The sequence below is a fragment of the Candidatus Pantoea soli genome (assembly GCF_007833795.1).
Lineage (GTDB): Bacteria > Pseudomonadota > Gammaproteobacteria > Enterobacterales > Enterobacteriaceae > Pantoea > Pantoea soli.
Window position 1 is genome coordinate 1,747,840 of record NZ_CP032702.1, and the last position, 19,572, is coordinate 1,767,411.

A 19,572-nucleotide genomic window follows, 5' to 3' on the forward strand; every position below is an offset into this window, starting at 1 on the left:
CAGTGTGGCACATCAGTCAAAAAGCATATGAAGGAGTCAGGATGAGTCAGCAACCTGTGGTAGCCGTTCTGGGACTGGGCGCGATGGGCCATGCCTTTGCCGCTAACCTGTTGAAAAAAGGCTTTACCGTACGCGGCTGGAACCGTACGCGGGCGAAAGGGGAAGATTTATGCCGTGCCGGACTGACGCTGGCCGACAGCGCTGCCGGGGCGGTGGAGGGGGCCGATGTGGTGATTGCCATGCTGGCCGATGGCGACACCACGCGGCAAACGCTGCAGGCGGCCAGCGATGCGCTGAAGCAGGGTGCCACGCTGGCGCAGATGGGCACCATTGGGGTGGACGCCACCGACGCGCTGATTGCCGAACTGCAGCAGCGCCGTCCGGATGTGCTGTACATTGACGCGCCGGTTTCCGGCACCAAAGCGCCGGCGGAAAACGCGCAGATTCTGGTGCTGGCCAGCGGCGACCGTGACCGGGCTCAGGCGGCAGAACAGGTGTTTGCGGCGATCGGCAAAGGCACGCAGTGGCTGGGCGAGGCCGGAGCCAGCTCGCGCATGAAGCTGGTGGTGAACAGCTGGCTGATCGGCCTGATGCAGAGTCTGGCGGAGAGCACCCGGCTGGCGGAAGCATTCGGCTTCAGCACCGCCGATCTGTGGCAGGTGCTGGACGGCGGCCCGCTGGCTGTACCCTACGCAAAGATGAAGCTGGACATGATCGCCGGCGGCGACTTTACGCCGCAGATGCATCTGCTCTGGGCGCTGAAAGACGCGAAGCTGGCGCTGGATGCCGCCGGTGACACGCGCCTGCCGGCGCTGGAAAATATTGCAGAAGTGTGGCAGCAGGCGGTGGATGCCGGTTACGGCGAGCAGGATCTGGCGGCGGTCTACGCCTATCTGAAACGCTGATATGACGCAGCAGCTCAGCATCGATTTCGCCCGTCGTCCGCTGCTGTCTTACGCGCACGACTATCCGCACGGTGCGACAGAGCCGTGGCACCATCACGACTGCGCCCAGCTGATCCACACCCTGAGCGGTGTAGTGAAGGTGGAGACGCCGCACGGCAGCTGGGTGGTGCCACCCAGCCGCGGCGTCTGGTTGCCGGCCGGCACGCGGCATGCGCTGCAGATTGTCGGCGCGGTGGCCGCACGCACGCTGTTTGTGCATCCGCTGGCGCGCGCCGATCTGCCGGCGGCCTGCCAGGTGGTGCAAATCTCGCCGCTGCTGCGTGAACTGATTGTCAGCGCGCTGGCGCTGCCGGAGCAGTACGCGCCGGGCAGCCGCGCCGAACGGATTTATGAACTGATCCTCGATGAAATCCGCGTGATGGACGTGCTGCCGTTTGGCCTGCCGCTGCCACAAAGTGAACGGCTGCTGGCGCTGTGCCAGCGCATTCAGCAGGCGCCGGGCGAGGCCTGGACGCTGGAGCGCGCCGCCGACGAGTTGTGCGTGGCCGGCCGCACGCTGGCGCGCCATTTCAGCCGGGAAACCGGCCTGCAGTTCAGCGACTGGCTGCGGCGCGCGCGGCTCAGCATTGCCCTGACGCGGCTGGCTCAGGGCGACAGCGTGCTGCGGGTGGCGCTCGATCTGGGCTACGACAGTCCGAGCGCCTTCAGCGCCATGTTTCGTCGCGTGCTGGGGGTGACGCCGGCAAACTACTTTCCGGCGGCAGAAACGCGCCCGCTGCGTTGAGCAGCGCCTGCAGCGACGCGCGCGCCACGTCATTCTCAATACCGACGCCCCAGGCGCGTTCACCCCGCACATTGGTGCAGCTGATGTAACACACTGAGCGGCTGTCGCTGCGTTTGCCCAGCGTATGCTCGTGGTAATCCTCAATGGTCAGCGCCACATCGTACTGCCGCTGCAGCGCGCTCACCGCGGCCGACAGCAGACCGTTACCGCTGGCCTGCAGCGTCAGCGTCCGGGTTTCGGTCTGCACCCGTGCCCGGAGGCGCGTTTCGCCGCTGTCATCACTGTGGCTGTCCGCGTCCAGCAGACGGTGCCGCGGCCGGGTCAGGCCGTAGTGCTGACAGAACAGCTGCCACAGCGCGTGATGCGTCATCTCTTCACCGTGAGTATCGGTCTGCTGCTGCACCCGCCGGCTGAAATCCTGCTGCAGGCCGCGTGGCAGTTGCAGGCCGTGATTCTGTTCCAGCAGCCAGGCGGCGCCGCCCTTACCGGACTGGCTGTTGACGCGGATCACCGCCTCATAACTGCAGCCGATGTCCTGCGGATCAAGCGGCAGGTAGGGCATCAGCCACTGAGTCTCCTGGCGCGCGGCGCGTTCAGCAAAGCCTTTGCGAATGGCATCCTGATGCGAGCCGGAAAAGGCGGTAAACACCAGCTCACCGGCATAAGGATGGCGCGGATGGACCGGCAGCTGATTGCAGCGCGTTACCACCTCCAGCACGTGGCCCATATCGCTGAAATCCAGCCCGGGCGCCACGCCCTGACTGTACAGATTCAGCGCCAGGGTAACGAGATCGACATTGCCGGTGCGCTCGCCGTTGCCAAACAGGCAGCCTTCAACGCGATCGGCCCCCGCCAGCATCGCCAGTTCCGCGCAGGCAATACCGGTACCGCGGTCGTTATGCGGATGCACGCAAATGGTCACCGCGGCGCGCTGGCTGAAATGGCGGCAGAAAAATTCGATCTGATCGGCGTAGACATTCGGCGTGTTCACTTCCACCGTGGCCGGCAGGTTGATGATCATCGGACGCGTCGGGCCGGGTTGCCAGATGGCGGCCACCGCCTCGCAAATCTCCAGCGCGAACGCCGGTTCGGTAAAGCAGAAGGTCTCTGGAGAGTACTGGAATGTCCAGTCGGTCTCCGGCTGTGCCGCGCAGCTGTCGCGGATTTGCCGTGCCGCTGCACAGGCCAGCGCCACGATCTCTGCCTTACTCTGGCGGAATACGCGCTCGCGGAACAGCGGGGCGGTGGCGTTATACAGGTGCACAATCGCCCGCGGCGCGCCCTGCAGCGCGGTAAAGGTACGTTCAATCAACGCATGCCGGGCCTGCGTCAGTACCTGAATCGTCACGTCGGCCGGAATATGCTGCTGCTCAATCAGCAGGCGCACAAAATCAAAATCGGTCTGCGAGGCGGACGGAAAGGCCACTTCAATCTCTTTGAAGCCGCAGTGTAACAGCAGCTGCCAGAACGCCAGCTTGCGCGCGCTGTCCATCGGCACCGCCAGCGCCTGATTACCGTCACGCAGATCGGTTGAGAGCCAGCGCGGTGCGCGGGTGAGCTGGCGTGAAGGCCACTGGCGGTCGGGTAAGGTCATCACCGGCCAGGCGGTATATTTTTCTGCAGGATGCGTCAGCATAAGGATCTCCTTGTTCGGGTGCTGACAGTGTTACCGCCGCACGCAAATGGCGCTCGCGCATAGCTGACAACCTGCCGCGCCTGGCGGACAATCTGAGCCCGCCGCACCACCTGAGACACATTTCCCCCGTGCACGCTTGGTGTTTGCCGCCGGCGCGCGTAGCATAGCGCTATGGCGATCTCTTCCGATAATGCAATGTCTTTCAAAACCTTTGACGGCCACAACGATCTGTTGCTCAGGCTGTGGCTGCATCACCACGACGACCCGGCCGGCGCCTTTTTTGGCGGGACGGAACAGGGGCACCTGGATTATCCCCGCATGCAGCAGGGTGGCTTTGCTGGCGGCCTGTTTGCGCTGTTTGTGCCGCCCCGGCGCTATGTGGCGGAGATGGCGCCGCAGCGCGACCTGCAGACGTGGCAGCCGCAGGCGATTCTGTGGCAGCAGCTGGATATTCTGAAAACCCTGGTCGCGCGGTCTGACGGACGCGCGCGGCTGTGTCTTTCTGCGGCGGACATTGCCGCCTGCCGCCGCGACGGCGTGCTGGCGATGGTGGCGCACATTGAAGGCGCCGATGGCTTTGACGCCGACGGGGAGGACCTGGCCGCGTTTTATCAGGCGGGCGTGCGCAGCATCGGGCCCTTCTGGAATCTGCCCAATCGTTTTGGCGAAGGCGTCAGCGGCGGCTTTCCCGGTTCGCCGGACAGCGGTCCCGGCCTGACGGCCGACGGTGAGCGGCTGATTGGCTTCGCCGCCGAACACCGCATGCTGATTGATGTGTCGCACATGAATGAAAAAGCCTTCTGGGATACCGCGCGGCTGTCACGCGCGCCGCTGGTGGCAACGCACTCCAACGCGCACGCGCTGTGCCCACAGCCGCGCAATCTCACCGATGATCAGCTACGCGCGATCCGCGACAGTGACGGAGTGGTGGGCATCAACTTTGGTAATGCCTTTCTGCGCGCTGACGGTAAACGCGACGCGGATGGCGGATTGATCGAAATTGTTAAACACTGTGAGCATCTCCTCTCTATCATGGGGCGCGATCATGTGGCGCTGGGGTCAGATTTCGATGGCATCAGCGTGCCGGCGGAGCTGAAAGATGTCAGCGGCCTGCCTGCGCTCTATGCGCTAATGCGCAGTCTCAACTATGATCATGCATTGATTGAGCAGCTTGCCTGGGGCAACTGGCAGCGCGTGTTGCAACAAATCTGGCAGGATTAACCGATTCCCTTACGGAAACAGGGTTGATCTGCGCGCGACATTCCCGCAACATCGCGCCGCGTCATGTGTTGCTGTCTGAAACCCGCTTTCGGCAGCAACCGTTTTCAGCAGAGCCTGCTCTGCGTTTAACATCAAGAGGAAGCACAATATGTGGAAAAAACCTGAGTTTGTTGACCTGCGTCTGGGCCTGGAAGTGACTCTGTACATCTCCAACCGCTAAGACTTTGTGCCCGCCGCTCGTGCGGGCATTTTATTTTTCTGCTTCGGTCCTTCACATGTTTATTAAAGTCCTCGGTTCAGCGGCAGGCGGTGGCTTTCCGCAGTGGAACTGCAACTGTGCCAACTGCAGCGGCCTGCGCAACGGCACCCTTCCGGCACAGGCCCGCACGCAATCGTCCATTATCGTCAGCGACAACGGCGTGGACTGGGTGCTGTGCAACGCCTCGCCCGATATCAGCCAGCAGATAGCGCGCACCCCCGAGCTGGTGAAAAAAGGTGTGCTGCGCGGCACCGCGATTGGCAGCATCATCCTGACCGACAGTCAGATCGATCACACCACCGGGCTGCTCAGCCTGCGTGAGGGCTGTCCGCATCAGGTGTGGTGCACGCCGGAAGTGCATGCCGATCTCACCAGCGGCTTCCCGATTTTTACCATGCTGCAGCACTGGAACGGCGGGCTGCAGCACCGCGCCCTGACGCCGCTGACGCCTTTCCGCGTTGACGTATGTGGCGATTTGCAGTTCACCGCTATTCCCATCCTCAGCAACGCGCCCCCGTATTCGCCTTACCGCGATCGCCCGCTGCCGGGCCACAATGTGGCACTGTTTATCGAAAACACCGCCAGCGGCCAGACGCTGCTCTACGCGCCAGGGCTGGGCGAACCGGACGCGGTGATCATGCCGTGGCTGCAAAAAGCCGACTGCCTGCTGATCGATGGCACGGTATGGCAGGATGATGAGCTGCTGACCACCGGCGTGGGCAAAAACACCGGCAAGGCGATGGGGCATCTGGCGCTGGCCGAAGAGCAGGGGCTGATGGCGCTGCTGGCTTCGCTGCCCGCGAAGCGCAAAATTCTGATCCACATTAACAACACCAATCCGATTCTCAACGAACAGTCGCCGCAGCGCCAGTTCCTGACGCAGCAGGGCATTGAAGTGAGCTGGGACGGCATGGCCATTGATTTGCAGGAGTCCGCATCGTGATCATCACTGAAGCGCTGTCGCCGCAGGCGTTTGAGCAGGCGCTGCGCGACAAAGGCGCGTATTATCATATCCATCACCCTTACCACATTGCCATGCACAACGGCGAAGCCACGCGTGAGCAAATTCAGGGCTGGGTGGCTAACCGCTTCTATTACCAGACCACGATTCCGCTGAAAGATGCGGCGATCATGGCGAACTGCCCGGATCCGGCCACGCGGCGCAAATGGGTGCAGCGCATCCTCGACCACGACGGCAGCGGCGACCACGAAGGCGGTATTGAAGCCTGGCTGCAGCTGGGTGAAGCCGTGGGGCTGACGCGTGACGATCTGCTGTCCGAGCGGCTGGTGCTGCCGGGCGTGCGCTTTGCCGTTGATGCCTACGTCAACTTTGCCCGCCGCGCTAACTGGCAGGAAGCGGCCTGCAGCTCACTCACCGAGCTGTTCGCGCCGCAGATTCACCAGTCGCGGCTGGAGAGCTGGCCGCAGCACTATCCGTGGATCAAAGAGGAAGGGTACTTCTACTTCCGCAACCGTCTCAGTCAGGCCAACCGCGATGTGGAGCATGGCCTGGCGCTGGCGCTGGCGGTGTTCACCACCGCAGAGCAGCAGAACCGCATGCTGGAGATTCTGCAGTTCAAACTCGATATTCTCTGGACCATGCTCGACGCCATGACGCTGGCGTATGTCCTGCAGCGTCCGCCTTATCACACCGTGACCGATGGCGCGGCATGGCACACAACAAGGCTGGTATAACGTGATGAATGACAATCTGATCCCGGCGTTTCGCCGCGGTTATCGCCTGCAGTGGGAAGCTGCGCAGGAGAGCCACGTTGTGCTCTATCCGGAAGGCATGGCCAAGCTGAATGAAACGGCGGCGGCCATTCTGGAACTGGTCACCGGTAAACAGGACGTCGCCGCCATTATCGCCACGCTGAACGCACGCTTCCCGGAAGCAGGGGGCGTGGATGAGGACGTCAGGGCGTTTTTGCAGGCTGCGGTTGAACAAAAGTGGATTGTGTGTCGTGAACCCGAATAAACCTGGCGTGAATGCGCCGCTGTGGCTGCTGGCGGAGCTGACCTATCGCTGTCCGCTTCAGTGCCCGTATTGCTCCAATCCGCTGGATTTTTCCCAGCAGGAGAAGGAACTGACCACGGAACAGTGGATTGAGGTGTTTCGCCAGGCGCGCGCCATGGGCAGCGTCCAGTTGGGTTTTTCCGGCGGCGAACCGCTGACGCGTAAAGACCTGCCGGAACTGATCCGCGCCGCGCGTGACCTGGGGTTCTACACCAACCTGATCACCTCGGGAATCGGCCTGACGGAGAAAAAACTCGACGCCTTTGCCGACGCGGGTCTGGACCACATTCAAATCAGCTTCCAGGCCAGCGACGAAACGCTGAACGCCGCGCTGGCCGGTTCGGAAAAAGCCTTCCGGCAGAAGCTGGAGATGGCGCGGGCGGTCAAGAAACATGGCTATCCGATGGTGCTGAACTTTGTGCTGCACCGCCATAACATCGATCAGATCGATAAAATTATCGATCTCTGTATCGAGCTGGAGGCGGACGACGTCGAGCTGGCTACCTGTCAGTTTTACGGCTGGGCGCACCTGAACCGCGAAGGGCTGCTGCCAACCCGTGAGCAGATTGCCCGCGCGGAAGCGGTGGTGGCCGACTACCGGGCGCGCATGGGCGACAACGGCAATCTGACCAACCTGCTGTTTGTCACGCCGGATTACTATGAAGAGCGCCCCAAACCGTGCATGGGCGGCTGGGGATCGATCTTCCTCAGCGTCACGCCGGAGGGGACAGCGTTACCCTGTCACAGTGCGCGACAGCTGCCGGTGGCGTTTCCCTCGGTGCTGGAGCAGTCGCTGGAAGAGATCTGGTACCACTCGTTTGGCTTCAACCGCTATCGCGGCTTTGACTGGATGCCGGAACCGTGCCGCTCGTGCGACGAAAAAGAGAAGGATTTTGGCGGCTGCCGCTGCCAGGCGTACATGCTGACCGGCGATGCGGACAACACCGATCCGGTGTGCAGCAAATCGCCGCACCATGGCAAAATCCTTGAAGCCCGGCGCGAAGCCAACTGCAGCGACATCAAAATTGCCCAGCTGCAGTTCCGCAATCGCAGCAATTCCGAACTGATCTTCAAACAGCGGATCACCTGATGGCTGCAGCCGTGCTGACGCTGGCAAACGGCCTGCGCTGTCACCTGATCCACCAGCCAGCGGCGCAGCGCGCTGCCGCACTGGTGCAGGTGCGCGCCGGCAGTCTTGATGAGCCGCCGCGCTGGCCCGGGCTGGCACATTTGCTGGAGCATCTGCTGTTTTGCGGCAGCGCACGGTTTAGCGGCCCCCAGCGGCTGATGCCGTGGGTGCAGCAGCAGGGCGGTCAGGTGAATGCGACCACCCAGCTCAGCCGCAGCGCCTACTTCTTTGAACTGCCCGCAGCCGCGCTGGGCGAAGGGCTGACGCGGCTCGCCGATCTGCTGGCCGCACCGCAGCTGAGTCGCGAGGCGATTGTGCAGGAGCAGGCGGTGATCGATGCCGAATACCGTCTGCTGCAGGACCACGCGGAGACCCTGTGCGAAGCGGCCCTGCTGGATGCGCTGGGCGGAGCGTTCCGCCGCTTTCGCGTTGGCAGCGCGTCGGCATTTGGTGACAACGTCACTGAATGTCAGGCGGCGCTGCGCCATTTTCATCAGCGCCACTACCGCGCCGCCGCGATGACGCTGTGGATCAGCGGGCCACAGTCGCTGACCGCCCTGACGCAGCTGGCGCACGACTTTGCCGCTGCCATCGCCCCGGGAGAGGCGAATGAACCGCCGCTGATGGACGCCCCAACGGCGCCTGCAGCCTCGGTGCTGCGGCTGGCCGGTCAGGAACAGTTCTGGCTCGGCCTGCCGCTGAGCGGCGAAGCCACCTGCTTGCGTGACAACGTCACGCTATTACGTGCCTTCTGGCAGGATGACGCGCCGGGTGGGCTGATGGCCCGGCTGCGCGCTGAACAGCTTTGTGACGCAATCCAGGTGCAGTGGCTGTGGCAGGCCGGGCGGCAAAGCGTGCTGGTGCTGCGCTTCAGTGCGCCTCGCCTCACCGCCCGCCAGGCGCAGCGTATTGAACAGCGTTTCTGGCAACATCTCACTGCGGTGAGTCAGGCGTCGGCGCATCAGCACCGGCACTATCTGCAGCTGGCGCAGCAGGATTTTCAGGCGCTGGCTCCGCTGGCGCAGCTGCGCGGACGCGCGCTGGAGTTCGCGCCGCCGGAAAGCGTGCCGGCAGCGTTTTCTGCCTTTGCCGCCGCGCTGGCACCGGCTGGCGCGCTGCGTTTGCTGACGCAGCAGCAGGCAGCCGCTGCGGCCTGCTGCACTCAGGGCTTTACGCTGCAGCGGGCGCCCTGGCCACCGCTGTCGCCGCCGGTGCTGGCCCCGGTGCCGTGGACGTTCTATCCGCAGCCGGCAGCGCCGGTGACGGAACCCCCGGCAGCATCTGGGGTTGCCGCACCGCTGCTGCAGATTGCAGCGCGACAGCCGCAGGAGACGCTGCTGCTGCGACCGGCCTGTGGACAGACGCTGACGGACGAGGCCGCGCAGGCGCGCAGCGTGGCGCTGCGTCCGCTGCTGGCCCGTCTGCGTCACCTCGGCGGACAGGGCTGCTGGGAACAACAGCAGGGCAGCTGGCAGCTGGCACTGCATTTGTCCGCCGCGGCGCTGCCGCTGCTGCCGGCGCTGCTGCATGCCCTGCAGACACCGGGCGAAGCCGCGACGGCGGCTGTGCCACCGTCGATTGCCATTCGTCAGCTGCTGGCCGCGCTGCCGCAGCAGCTGCGCGCACCCGCACCGCTTCTCTGCTGGCAGGCCGTATGGTGCGGCAGCGCGGCGCGGCATCGCCAGGTGGCGCAGGCGCTGCACGCTTTCCCGCTCAGCGCCGTCGCTTCCGCCGCGCCGCCGCTGCAGCGCGGCATTACAGCGCTGCCCTGTACCGGTGGCGATGCCGCGTTACTGCTGTTTATGCCGCTGCCGCAGCAGGACGATCTCAGCCTGGCAGCGCTGCGTGCGCTGGCGCTGATGACAGAACCGCGCTTTTTCCAGCGTCTGCGCGTGGAGCAGCCGGTGGGCTACGTAGTCTCAGCACGCTATCAGCGCGTCGCGGATGTCGACGGACTGCTGCTGGCGCTGCAGTCGCCGGATGTGGGCTGGCGCGAACTGCTGTCCCACTGCAAGCGCTTTCTGCGTGACATGCAGCCGGCGGTGGAGCAGCTGCAGGCCGCGACGCTGCGGGACTGGCAGACAACACTGGCGGCCGCGTGCACGCCACAGGACAATGTGACGGCGGCCCAGGAGGCGCTGCGCCAGCAGCAGGGCTTGCCCTGCCTGACGCACTGTGCCACCGAAGCGTTAACGCCAGCGCACCTGCAACAGCTTTATTCACAGCTGCTGCGCCAGCGCCGCCGCTGGCGCGTGCTGGTTACGGCCTGATCGTCCCGCGCGGAGCGGCGCAACCTGCGCCCGCTGCGCGCAATTATCGGCCCGCTGATCGCCTGTCAGCGGGCGTCTGCCACCTCCGCACCCACTTATCTGCGCGGCCGTAAAGCGCAATTGCGCGGCTAAAAATGCGCGCAGAGTCACAATTCAGCTTTAAACAAAACACGTCCGCCGCCGCAAATAAGCCTCAGCCAGTCAGAGGCGGCAAAAAAATATAACAGCCTGATAACGCATATATTTTGAAAATGTGCGCTAATCCGCACCTGTGATTTTGTTCACATAAATAACCTTGCTGCGCCGTCTGTCAACGTCTTCACCGGTTAAATAAGTGACGGAAGTGTGATCTCACCTGCAAATAACAATGTGCTTCGCCGGAAGAATAGCGGCAGAGCGGTAATGACAGGAGCAGCGGTGATGAGAATAGGCATGGTGATCAGCGGTGGCGATGTGACCGGCATAAATAATTTTATTTTTCAGGTTGCGCGTCTGACGCAGGCGGAGATGGTGTTATTTAACGGCGGCATTCCGGGGCTGCTGGAAAATTGCCATCAGGAAATGACCCGGCGCGACCTGGTGGATTACGCGATTGCTGCCATCCCGGTTATCCGTTCCGGGCGCACCGGGCGGAAATTACTGCGCCCGGAGTATGAAACTATTGCCAGACAGCTTAAATCGCTGCGCATCGATATATTAATTATGGCCGGCGGTGATGGCTCTTTGCAATTTCTGCATACGCTGAGTGAATTTGGCGTCAACTGTTTTGGTGTCGGGATGACCATTGACAACGACGTGTTTGGCAGTGATTACACCATTGGTTTTTCGACCGCCTGCGAGCAGGTATTAAAGGAGGTGGCAAAACTGCGTAATACCGGCCGCGCTTTAACCGGGCGGGTTTTTATGGTTGAACTGCTGGGAGGGTACTGCGGCGAATTAACCCTGCAATCGGCCATCAAATCCAATGCGGATTTTGCGCTGATCCCGGAGTGCCAGATCCCGGTTGCCGACCTTGCCGCCCGTATCACGCAGCGGCTGGCGGCGCAGAACAGCGTGATTATCCTGTGCTCCGAAGGCTATACCCGTGAATACTCACCGGGCTTTCAGGGCGCGATTGATACGCTAATTAAACAGCTGGAACCGCTGACGGGCGTGCGCATCCGTAAAACCATCATGGGTTATGGTTTGCGCAACGGAGACGCCACCTGCGAAGAGATTTATCAGGGCACGCTGATGGCCAGTGAAGTCGCGCGCTGTATTGAATCGGGCATGCGCAATAAAGCCGTCATTATTAATGGCAGTCATAAACCCATCCCGATTGATTTACTAAGCATGAAAAAACGCCTGGTGGATACCGAAGGGCATTATTACAAACTCGCTAAACAACTGCATATTCTGTGAGGACATAACCATGCTGAAAATACTCTGTGTCTGTGGCTGCGGTCTGGGTTCCAGTTTTGCTATCGAGATGAGCGCAAAAGCGGTGTTAAAGAAGCTCGATATTGAAGCAGATATTGATCACACCACCATTTCCGAAGCCGGGGCTTTTAAATCGGACATGATATTAACCCAGAAAGCCTTCGCCGATGTATTAAACGCCGACGCCAGCCCCGAACAGATGAAGCGCGTCATTATTCTGAACCGGCTGACGGATAAAAATGAAATTGAGGAGAAAATCGTCGCGTTTATGAAAGCCCATAATTTGCAGGTGGCCAGCCATGAATAGCGTAATTAATTTTCTGATTAAAGATTTACTCGGTCAGGCCTCTATTCTGATCGCTTTTATTGCACTGATAGGTTTGCTGCTGCAAAAAAAATCGGCCGGGAAAGTGGTGGAAGGCACGTTCAAAACCCTGCTGGGCTTTTTAATTATGATGGCCGGCATCAATATCATTGTGGGTACGCTGACCTTCCTGAATACCATTTTTACTCACGGTTTTGGCATGCAGGGGTATATCACCGACGTGGCCGCCATCGCCGGCTTAGCCAGTCGCGAACTGGGATCTGAAGTGGCGCTGACGCTGCTGGTGATTTTTATCGTCAATATCCTTATCGCCCGGCTGACGCCGTTCAAATACATCTTCCTCACCGGCCAGGCGCTGCTGTGGATGGCCACTATCGGTGCAGTGATTGGCTACAAAGCGGGACTGACCGGCCTGCCGCTGATCCTCACGGGCGGCCTCTTTGGCGGCGTGATGGCGGTGGTGATGCCCGCACTGGCACAGCCGGTGGTGCGTCGTATCACGGAGTCTGACGACGTGGCGCTGGGTCACTTCTGCACCATCGGTTATCTGCTGACGGCGGCAGTGGCCAAAGTGGTGGGCAGGGGCTCACGCTCCACGGAAGACCTGAAGTTGCCGGACAATTTTAAGTTCCTGCAGGACACCTACCTGTCGATGGCGGTGGTGATGGTGCCAATGTATCTCATTCCCGCGCTGGCGGCCGGCCCGGCGTTTATCGCGCAGTACAGCAATGGCATGAACTACCTGATGTATGCCTTTATGCAGTCGATTCAGTTTGTCGCCGGGGTGTTTGTGCTCTACAGCGGAGTACGCCTGCTGCTGAACGAGCTGGTGCCTGCGTTTCGCGGTATTGCCATGCGGCTGGTACCGGATGCCCGACCGGCCCTCGACTGTCCGGTGATGTTCCCCTATGCGCCCAACGCCGTGATTGTTGGCTTCCTCGCCACCACGCTGGGCTCGGTGGTGGGCATGCTGCTGTTCCCGATGTTTGGCATGGCGATGATCCTGCCCGGGCTGCTGACAAACTTTTTTGCCGGCGGCACCGCCGGGGTATTTGGCAATGCGCTGGGCGGACGGCGCGGCGCGATGATCGGCGGCTTTGTCCACGGCCTCTTTATTACGCTGCTGCCGGCTATCCTGGTACCGATGCTGGAGAGCTACGGCTTTACCGGCGTGACCTTCAGCGATTCTGACGTCATCAGTACCGGTCTGGTGCTGGGGCACGCGTTCCAGAATAACTGGCTGTTTGTCGCCCTGTTTGTGCTGTTCATCACCCTGATCGCCTGGTTTGTTAACGGAAAATCTCCCAAATCCCACGAGGAAAAGCTGCATGAAACTTTATAACTTTACCGATCTGTTGCAGGTGGCGAAACAACGTGAATTTAAAGCGCTCGGCTCGTTTAATCTGCACTGCCTTGAGATGTTACCGGCCTTCTTTACGGCAGCGGAAAAGACCAACAGCCCGCTGATGGTACAGATCTCCACCGGCACGGCAAAGTACCTCGGGCATAAGCTGATTGTGGACGCGATACGCTCTCTGTCAGAGAGCCGGAACGTCCCGGCGTGTTTACACCTGGACCACTGTTCCGATCTGGCCGCCATTCAGACCGCGCTTGATGCCGGTTTCAGTTCGGTGATGTATGACGGTTCGCATTTGCCGCTTGATGAAAACATTGCCAATACGCGGCGCGTGATTGATATGGCACGCCCGCTGCAGGTGTCGGTGGAAGCGGAGCTGGGGGCGATCGGCGGCGCTGAAGAGGGGAAATCCGTGGCGCTGGATGACGCGGCGTTCACTACCGTGGAAGATGCCAGACGATTTGTCGCGGAAACCGGCGTCGATATGCTGGCTATCTCAATTGGCACCGTGCACGGCCTGTATACCGGTAAGGCGCAGATTCAGCATCAGCGGCTGGCCGACATTACCGCAGCCACCCACACGCCGCTGGTGCTGCATGGCGGTACCGGCGTCAGCGACGAGGATATGCGGCTGGCGGTGCGCAGCGGGATCGAGAAAGTGAACGTCGGCACCGAAATGAATGTGCAGTGGGTGGCAAACTGCAAGCAGACATTTGAAAAGGGCAAAGTGAACGACAGCGTACGCAACTTTCTGGTGCCTGCCAACGATGCCGTCACCAATGTGCTGGTCGAAAAAATTCAGCTGTTCCGTTAACCGTTCCCGCGTCAAACAACCATTGCCTGAAGGCCGGTGCGGCGTTCGGGTCAGGAGAGGCTATGTTTGGATTTCTGAAAAAGAGGCCGGCCGCGACGGCAGCGCAGGCGGCAGAACTCGATCGGCAGGCGGAAGGCCTGCTTGACACCATTGTGCAGCTGGAGCAGCAGCTGGCGCGGGATCCGCAGGCGGCAGAGGCGCAGAAAGCCCTGATGCTGGCCTATAACCGGGCACTGCCTGTGTTTGCCCGAAGCCTGCGTTACCGCCAGGAGATGGATGCGCTGTTTGTCAAAATCGATGCGCTGCGTAACACCATTCGCACATCAGTTCAGGGAGGTCAGACCGGATGAGCATCAAACAACTGCTGCAGGAAGCCGGGGCAATCCAGGTCAGGGTGGCGGCACGCGACTGGCGCGAGGTGATTGCGCTGGCGGCGCAGCCGCTGGTACAGGGCGGCTATCTCCGTGAAAGTTATCCGCAGGCGGTCATCGCTAACACCCTGACGCACGGCGCGTATTACGTGTTTGAGGAGGGCATTGCTATCCCACATGCCCGGCCTGAGAGCGGCGTGCTGAAAGATTGCTTCAGTATGCTGGTGCTGGCAGAGCCGATCGCCTTTGACGGCAGCGGAAAGGCCGATATCGTGATTCTGTTTGGCGCCCGCGACAACAATGCACACATTGAAGAGGGGATCCGCGCGATTGTGACGCTGCTGGAGAGTGAGGAGACGCTGAGGCGGCTGCGCGCGGCGCGCAGCGCCGCGGAGGTGATGGCCATCTTATGACAGGGATAACCCGGGAAAAAAACGTGGTGCTGGTGAATGGCATTCCTGCCGCCGGTAAAAGCACCCTGACGCACGCGCTGTCGCAGCGCTTTGGACTACCGGTGCTGACGCTGGACAGCCTGAAAGAGCCGTTCATGGCCGGTTTCGCACCGGTCGATCGTCAGCGTAATCGCCAGCTGGGCTGTGCGGCCTATCAGGCTATCTGGCAGACCGTGGCGCAGGCCCCGGATTGCTGCGTCTATCTGATTGATGCCTGGTTTGGCTTCCAGCCCCGCGATGTGTTGCTGCAGGGGTTGCAGCAGGCTGGCGTCACCCGGGCGCTGGAGCTGTGGCTGGCGATCGCGCCGGATGAGGCCGTGGCGCGCTATCAGGCGCGGCTGTCGCAGCGCCGGCCGGGACACCCCGGTGCAGAGTATCTGCCGGAGCTGCGCCGGCTGGCAGAGCAGGCGCAGCCGATGGCAGTGGGGCCGGTGTTTACGCTGAATGCGTGTGCGCCGGATGAGGCCGCCGCCAGCGCGTGGCTGCAGCGCCAGCTGGCACGACCGGCAACCTCGTCCGCGCGGTGGTGTAAGCCGGGCGCCGCACCGGTGGTGGAAAGAGGGTAACGGGCTGTTCCGCCTGGTGGCGCTGGCATCCTCGTCCGCCGCGCATCCACGTTTATGTGAGCCGCCTCACGTTCAGCGGGCTGCAATTTCCTGCCATGCGATTAAAATGAAACAGCGTTTCAATTTTAAGTGGGGTACAGGATGAAAATTGCATTAATGATGGAAAACAGCCAGGCCGCGAAGAATGCCACGGTCTGGCAGGCGCTGCAGGAGGTGGCCCAGCCGCTCGGCCATCAGGTTTTTAACGTCGGCATGTGCGATGAGCAGGATTACCCTCTGACCTATATTCATCTGGGCATCATGGCCAGCGTGCTGCTGAACAGCCACGCGGTGGATTTTGTGGTGGCCGGCTGCGGCACCGGCCAGGGCGCGCTGATGTCGCTGAACCTGCATCCGGGCGTGCAGTGTGGCTACTGTATCGATCCGGCCGATGCCTATCTGTTTGCGCAAATTAATAACGGCAATGCGCTATCGCTGCCCTTCGCAAAAGGGGTTGGCTGGGGTGCGGAACTGAATCTGCGGTTTATTTTTGAAAAAGCATTCAGCGGTGAAAAAGGCCAGGGCTATCCGCCGGAACGTAAAGCGCCGCAGGTGCAAAACGCCGGCATTCTCCGCGAAGTAAAAGCAGCGCTGCTGAAGGAAGATTATCTGGCGTCGCTGCGCGCACTGGACCCGGCGCTGGTTAAAACCGCACTGAGCGGCCCGCGTCTGCAGCACTGTCTGTATGAACACGGACAGCAGCGATCGGTGACCGACTTCGTGCGGGAAATAACCGCATAAGCGATTTGCCGGAAAGCGGGGGATATTTTTCAGCGCCGATAAAACGACAAAATAGAGGCGCAGCCGGGTTTAACAGACGCTGCGCTTATCGTATTTGCCAGTCCCGCTCTGTTTGCACAATTCCCGGTTCGTGCGCATACCTTATCTGTAAATGATAAATCACCGCGCTGAACGTTTGATTGCGCTGCGGCATTGCGCGCGGAAAACACGGGAGAAAACTATGCGAATTCACCATCTGAACTGCGGATGTATGTGTCCGCTGGGCGGCGCCCTGTTTGACGGCTTCAGCCGCGGACCCTTTGCCGAGCTGGTGTGTCACTGCCTGCTGCTGGAGACCGATCGCCACGGTCTGATCCTGGTGGATACCGGCCTTGGCGTGCAGGATATGCGGCATCCTGCGCGCCGGCTTTCCGGTTTTTTCCGCCTGCTGAATAATATTCGCTACCGCGAACAGCTCTCTGCGCTGGCGCAGATTCAGCTGCTGGGTTTTCGCGCTGAAGATGTGCGCCACATCATTCTTACCCACCTCGATTTCGATCACGCCGGCGGCATCAGTGATTTTCCGGGCGCAAAAATTCATCTGCTGCAGCAGGAGCTGGATAGCGTGACCCGCAGCCGTGAACATCACTGGCTGGCGCGGCAGCGCTTTCGTCCGCAGCAGTGGACGGCGCACGACGGCTGGCGTGGTTATGCCAGCAGCGGGGAGCACTGGCTGGGCTTTGATGCGGTGAAGGCAATAGACGATCTCAGTGACGAGATACTGCTGATCCCGCTGCCGGGGCACACCGCAGGTCACGCCGGGGTGGCGATTCGTCATCAGGGCGGCTGGCTGCTGCACGGCGGCGATGCCTGGTTCTATCGCGGTGAAATGCATCACCCGGAACGCCACTGTACGCCGGGCCTGCGCGCCTATCAGCGCCTGATGTGCAGCGATCGCGCCGCCTGGCAGACTAACCAGCAGCGGCTGCGGGCGCTATCGCTGGCGCACCCGCATGACGTGCAGCTGTTTTGCAGCCATGATGCGCGCGAGCTGGAAAAATTTCGCCAGCACGCGTAGTTATTTTGCCAGCCGGGCACGCATGACCCTTTATCTTTACTAATATTTCTCAGACGTAAGAAGCGATGCCGTGCCGATTCGCGATCGTGTGAGCAAACTATTAGGGAGAGTGCGATGTACCATACCTCAGGAAGGGCGGTAGTCGGCGTGACGCTGTTTACGCTGCTAGAGCCGCTGCCGCTGGGCTTTTTTGTGGCCGCCTGGCTGTTCGACATTATCTATATGCAAACCTTTATCGTCATGTGGACCAAAGCCGCCAGCTGGCTGATTGTGCTGGGTCTGCTGCTGGCGATTATTCCGCGCATTATCAGCCTGATTTATCTGTTCCGCGGCGCCAGGCCGGCTGAGAAAACCCATTTCTGGCTTGCGCTGATCGCCACCGGCGTGGCGATCGTCAACGCCTTTATCCATAGCCGCGACGCCTATGCGGTGGTGCCGATGGGCGTGACGCTCTCAACCATCGTGGTGCTGCTGCTGTTGGCCGCCAATCTTCAGCTGGCGCTGCGGGAACGTCACTTGCAGGGAGCACGCCCATGAAACGTCATCTGATCGGTGCCCTGAGCCTGGCCACGCTGCTGAGCGCCTGCGATAACGGCGCTACGCTCGATCCGCAGCGCCAGACCGGGCCGAATCCGGAATTGCCTCAGGCACAGAATTTCTTTATGCCGCCCATGCAGGTGCCGGAAGGCACGCCGTGGAAAGCCGGTGAAACGCCTAAGGTGGCAGAGGGCCTGAAGATTGAGAAGATCGCGGCAAACCTGATGCATCCGCGTCAGCTCTATGTGTTGCCAAACGGCGATGTACTGGTGGCCGAAGCCAACGGCGTGAAAAACCCGGTGACGGCACCCAAAGAGCTGATCATGAGCCTGGTGCAGAAGTCCTCCGGCAAAGGCGGCAAGGGCGGTAACCGTATTACGCTGCTGCGCAACGTCGACGGCAAGTGGGAGCAGCACACCTTTATTGAAAACCTCAATGCGCCGTTTGGTATGCAGCTGATAGGCAATACACTGTACGTTGCCAATGCCGACAGCCTGGTGAAATTCCCCTATCAGACCGGCGAAACGGCGATTCGCACACCGCCGCAGGAGGTCACGGAATTGCCGGGCCGCGATCTGAATCACCACTGGACCAAATCGCTGCTTGCCAGCCCGGATGGCAGCAAGCTCTACGTGGGGGTCGGTTCCAACAGTAACATCACGGAAAACGGCATGGGTGAAGAGATGGGCCGCGCGGCGGTGTGGGAAGTGGACACCGCCACCGGAGCCAGCCGCATCTATGCCAGCGGCATCCGTAACCCGACCGGGCTGCAGTGGGAACCGCAAAGCGGCAAGCTGTGGGCGGTGGCCAACGAACGCGATGAGATTGGCTCCGATCTGGTGCCGGATTATCTGACGTCGGTGCAGGAGAATGGCTTCTACGGCTGGCCCTACAGCTATTTTGGTCAGCACGTTGATACGCGGGCGCAGCCGCAGCGGCCCGATCTGGTGGCGAAAGCCATCAAGCCGGACTACGCGCTGAGCTCGCACGTGGCGCCGCTGGGGCTGCTGTTCTACACGGCGGATGCGATGCCGCAGTACCGCGGCGGGGCGTTTATCAGCGAACACGGCAGCTGGAACCGGACGCCGCTCAACGGTTATAAAGTGGTCTGGGTGAAATTTGAAAACGGTAAGCCGGTGGGGCAACCACAGCCGGTGGTGACCGGATTCCTGACCGACGATCAGAAACAGGTGCGTGGGTTGCCGGTCGGGCTGGCAACGGATAAGCAGGGCGGCGTGTTGATTGCCGATGATGCGGGTAACGCTATCTGGCGCGTTACAGCAGCGCGCTGATCTTCGGGTAGAAATAAAAAAGGATTTGGCGGTCGCCAAATCCTTTTTTTTATGTCCGCGTTGCGGCGGGTAACCGCGTGGCGAACGGGGTGCTCAGCACTCCTCACAAAACGAATGATAAAATGTGCAGCGAAAGATTTCAAGTTTCGCTAAAATACTGTATGGTTATACAGGTGTTGGGTGCGGGTTTTAGCCTCATTGTTTTCTGATGACTCTCAGGGGCGCGGATAGTCAAATCCCGGCAGGTTTCAGGTGGTGCTGGCCTGTGGCTTTTACAATGAGTGCCGCTCAGCGCTCCTCACAGATGTGCTTAGGCGGTCGGCGGGTAGAGTCAGGGCCCCGGCCGCTGAACAGCGCGCTCCTGCAGAGGAGAAGGAAAGT

The 19,572-nt window shown here is 61.0% G+C and carries 21 protein-coding genes; 20 read left to right on the forward strand and 1 reads right to left on the reverse strand.

Features of this window, described 5'->3' with window-relative positions:
• Positions 1-41: 41 nt before the first annotated feature.
• Entirely contained in the window at positions 42-905 is an 864-nt protein-coding gene (locus D8B20_RS08135; RefSeq protein WP_261388076.1) for an NAD(P)-dependent oxidoreductase, read from the forward strand.
• A 1-nt stretch (position 906) separates the two neighbouring features.
• On the forward strand, positions 907-1,689 hold the full coding sequence (locus tag D8B20_RS08140) for an AraC family transcriptional regulator (protein ID WP_145888395.1): 783 nt from the start codon (positions 907-909) through the stop codon (positions 1,687-1,689).
• On the opposite strand, the gene leuA is transcribed toward D8B20_RS08140, so the two are convergent.
• Positions 1,610-3,325: a 2-isopropylmalate synthase gene (gene leuA, locus D8B20_RS08145; protein WP_145888396.1), complete on the reverse strand. Its 1,716-nt coding sequence runs from the start codon at positions 3,323-3,325 to the stop codon at positions 1,610-1,612. The two genes, D8B20_RS08140 and leuA, sit on opposite strands and share 80 nt — an antisense overlap.
• A 195-nt stretch (positions 3,326-3,520) precedes the next feature.
• Here leuA and D8B20_RS08150 point away from each other — a divergent pair, with 195 nt between their 5' ends.
• The 18 genes from D8B20_RS08150 to D8B20_RS08235 all read left to right on the forward strand — a co-directional run bounded on the left by D8B20_RS08150 (position 3,521) and on the right by D8B20_RS08235 (position 19,191).
• Positions 3,521-4,546, forward strand: coding sequence for a dipeptidase (locus D8B20_RS08150; RefSeq protein WP_145888397.1), 1,026 nt, complete (start codon positions 3,521-3,523; stop codon positions 4,544-4,546).
• Between the two features lie 148 nt (positions 4,547-4,694).
• Positions 4,695-4,766, forward strand: a complete 72-nt coding sequence (pqqA, locus tag D8B20_RS08155) for a pyrroloquinoline quinone precursor peptide PqqA (protein ID WP_010617686.1) — start codon at positions 4,695-4,697, stop codon at positions 4,764-4,766.
• A gap of 55 nt (positions 4,767-4,821) precedes the next feature.
• Positions 4,822-5,748: a pyrroloquinoline quinone biosynthesis protein PqqB gene (pqqB, locus tag D8B20_RS08160; RefSeq protein ID WP_145888398.1), complete on the forward strand. Its 927-nt coding sequence runs from the start codon at positions 4,822-4,824 to the stop codon at positions 5,746-5,748.
• The gene (gene pqqC / locus D8B20_RS08165) at positions 5,745-6,500 is read left to right on the forward strand and encodes a pyrroloquinoline-quinone synthase PqqC (RefSeq protein ID WP_145888399.1); all 756 of its coding nucleotides are present in this window, start codon (positions 5,745-5,747) and stop codon (positions 6,498-6,500) included. Before pqqB ends, pqqC begins: the two co-directional genes overlap by 4 nt.
• Positions 6,501-6,504: 4 nt before the next feature.
• Positions 6,505-6,783 (forward strand): pyrroloquinoline quinone biosynthesis peptide chaperone PqqD, encoded by a 279-nt coding sequence (pqqD, locus tag D8B20_RS08170; RefSeq protein ID WP_145890486.1) that lies wholly within the window; start codon positions 6,505-6,507, stop codon positions 6,781-6,783.
• Positions 6,770-7,912, forward strand: coding sequence for a pyrroloquinoline quinone biosynthesis protein PqqE (gene pqqE / locus D8B20_RS08175; RefSeq protein WP_145888400.1), 1,143 nt, complete (start codon positions 6,770-6,772; stop codon positions 7,910-7,912). The genes pqqD and pqqE overlap by 14 nt, the downstream gene beginning before the upstream one ends.
• On the forward strand, positions 7,912-10,221 hold the full coding sequence (gene pqqF / locus D8B20_RS08180; protein WP_145888401.1) for a pyrroloquinoline quinone biosynthesis protein PqqF: 2,310 nt from the start codon (positions 7,912-7,914) through the stop codon (positions 10,219-10,221). The genes pqqE and pqqF overlap by 1 nt, the downstream gene beginning before the upstream one ends.
• A gap of 420 nt (positions 10,222-10,641) precedes the next feature.
• Entirely contained in the window at positions 10,642-11,622 is a 981-nt protein-coding gene (locus D8B20_RS08185; RefSeq protein WP_145890488.1) for a 6-phosphofructokinase, read from the forward strand.
• A gap of 10 nt (positions 11,623-11,632) precedes the next feature.
• The gene (locus tag D8B20_RS08190; RefSeq protein ID WP_145888402.1) at positions 11,633-11,947 is read left to right on the forward strand and encodes a PTS sugar transporter subunit IIB; all 315 of its coding nucleotides are present in this window, start codon (positions 11,633-11,635) and stop codon (positions 11,945-11,947) included.
• Positions 11,940-13,307, forward strand: a complete 1,368-nt coding sequence (locus D8B20_RS08195) for a PTS sugar transporter subunit IIC (protein ID WP_145888403.1) — start codon at positions 11,940-11,942, stop codon at positions 13,305-13,307. The genes D8B20_RS08190 and D8B20_RS08195 overlap by 8 nt, the downstream gene beginning before the upstream one ends.
• A complete protein-coding gene (locus D8B20_RS08200; protein WP_145888404.1) occupies positions 13,294-14,136 on the forward strand; it encodes a class II fructose-bisphosphate aldolase in 843 nt (280 codons plus the stop codon). The genes D8B20_RS08195 and D8B20_RS08200 overlap by 14 nt, the downstream gene beginning before the upstream one ends.
• Before the next feature lie 62 nt (positions 14,137-14,198).
• On the forward strand, positions 14,199-14,486 hold the full coding sequence (locus D8B20_RS08205) for a hypothetical protein (RefSeq protein WP_145888405.1): 288 nt from the start codon (positions 14,199-14,201) through the stop codon (positions 14,484-14,486).
• Entirely contained in the window at positions 14,483-14,920 is a 438-nt protein-coding gene (locus D8B20_RS08210) for a PTS sugar transporter subunit IIA (protein ID WP_145888406.1), read from the forward strand. The genes D8B20_RS08205 and D8B20_RS08210 overlap by 4 nt, the downstream gene beginning before the upstream one ends.
• Positions 14,917-15,525, forward strand: a complete 609-nt coding sequence (locus D8B20_RS08215) for a P-loop nucleotide/nucleoside kinase family protein (protein ID WP_145888407.1) — start codon at positions 14,917-14,919, stop codon at positions 15,523-15,525. The genes D8B20_RS08210 and D8B20_RS08215 overlap by 4 nt, the downstream gene beginning before the upstream one ends.
• A 141-nt stretch (positions 15,526-15,666) precedes the next feature.
• Entirely contained in the window at positions 15,667-16,305 is a 639-nt protein-coding gene (locus D8B20_RS08220; protein ID WP_145888408.1) for an RpiB/LacA/LacB family sugar-phosphate isomerase, read from the forward strand.
• Positions 16,306-16,525: 220 nt separating this feature from the next.
• A complete protein-coding gene (locus D8B20_RS08225) occupies positions 16,526-17,362 on the forward strand; it encodes an MBL fold metallo-hydrolase (protein WP_145888409.1) in 837 nt (278 codons plus the stop codon).
• Between the two features lie 114 nt (positions 17,363-17,476).
• A complete protein-coding gene (locus D8B20_RS08230) occupies positions 17,477-17,899 on the forward strand; it encodes a DUF2231 domain-containing protein (protein WP_145888410.1) in 423 nt (140 codons plus the stop codon).
• Positions 17,896-19,191: a PQQ-dependent sugar dehydrogenase gene (locus D8B20_RS08235; protein WP_145888411.1), complete on the forward strand. Its 1,296-nt coding sequence runs from the start codon at positions 17,896-17,898 to the stop codon at positions 19,189-19,191. The genes D8B20_RS08230 and D8B20_RS08235 overlap by 4 nt, the downstream gene beginning before the upstream one ends.
• Positions 19,192-19,572 lie beyond the last annotated feature (381 nt).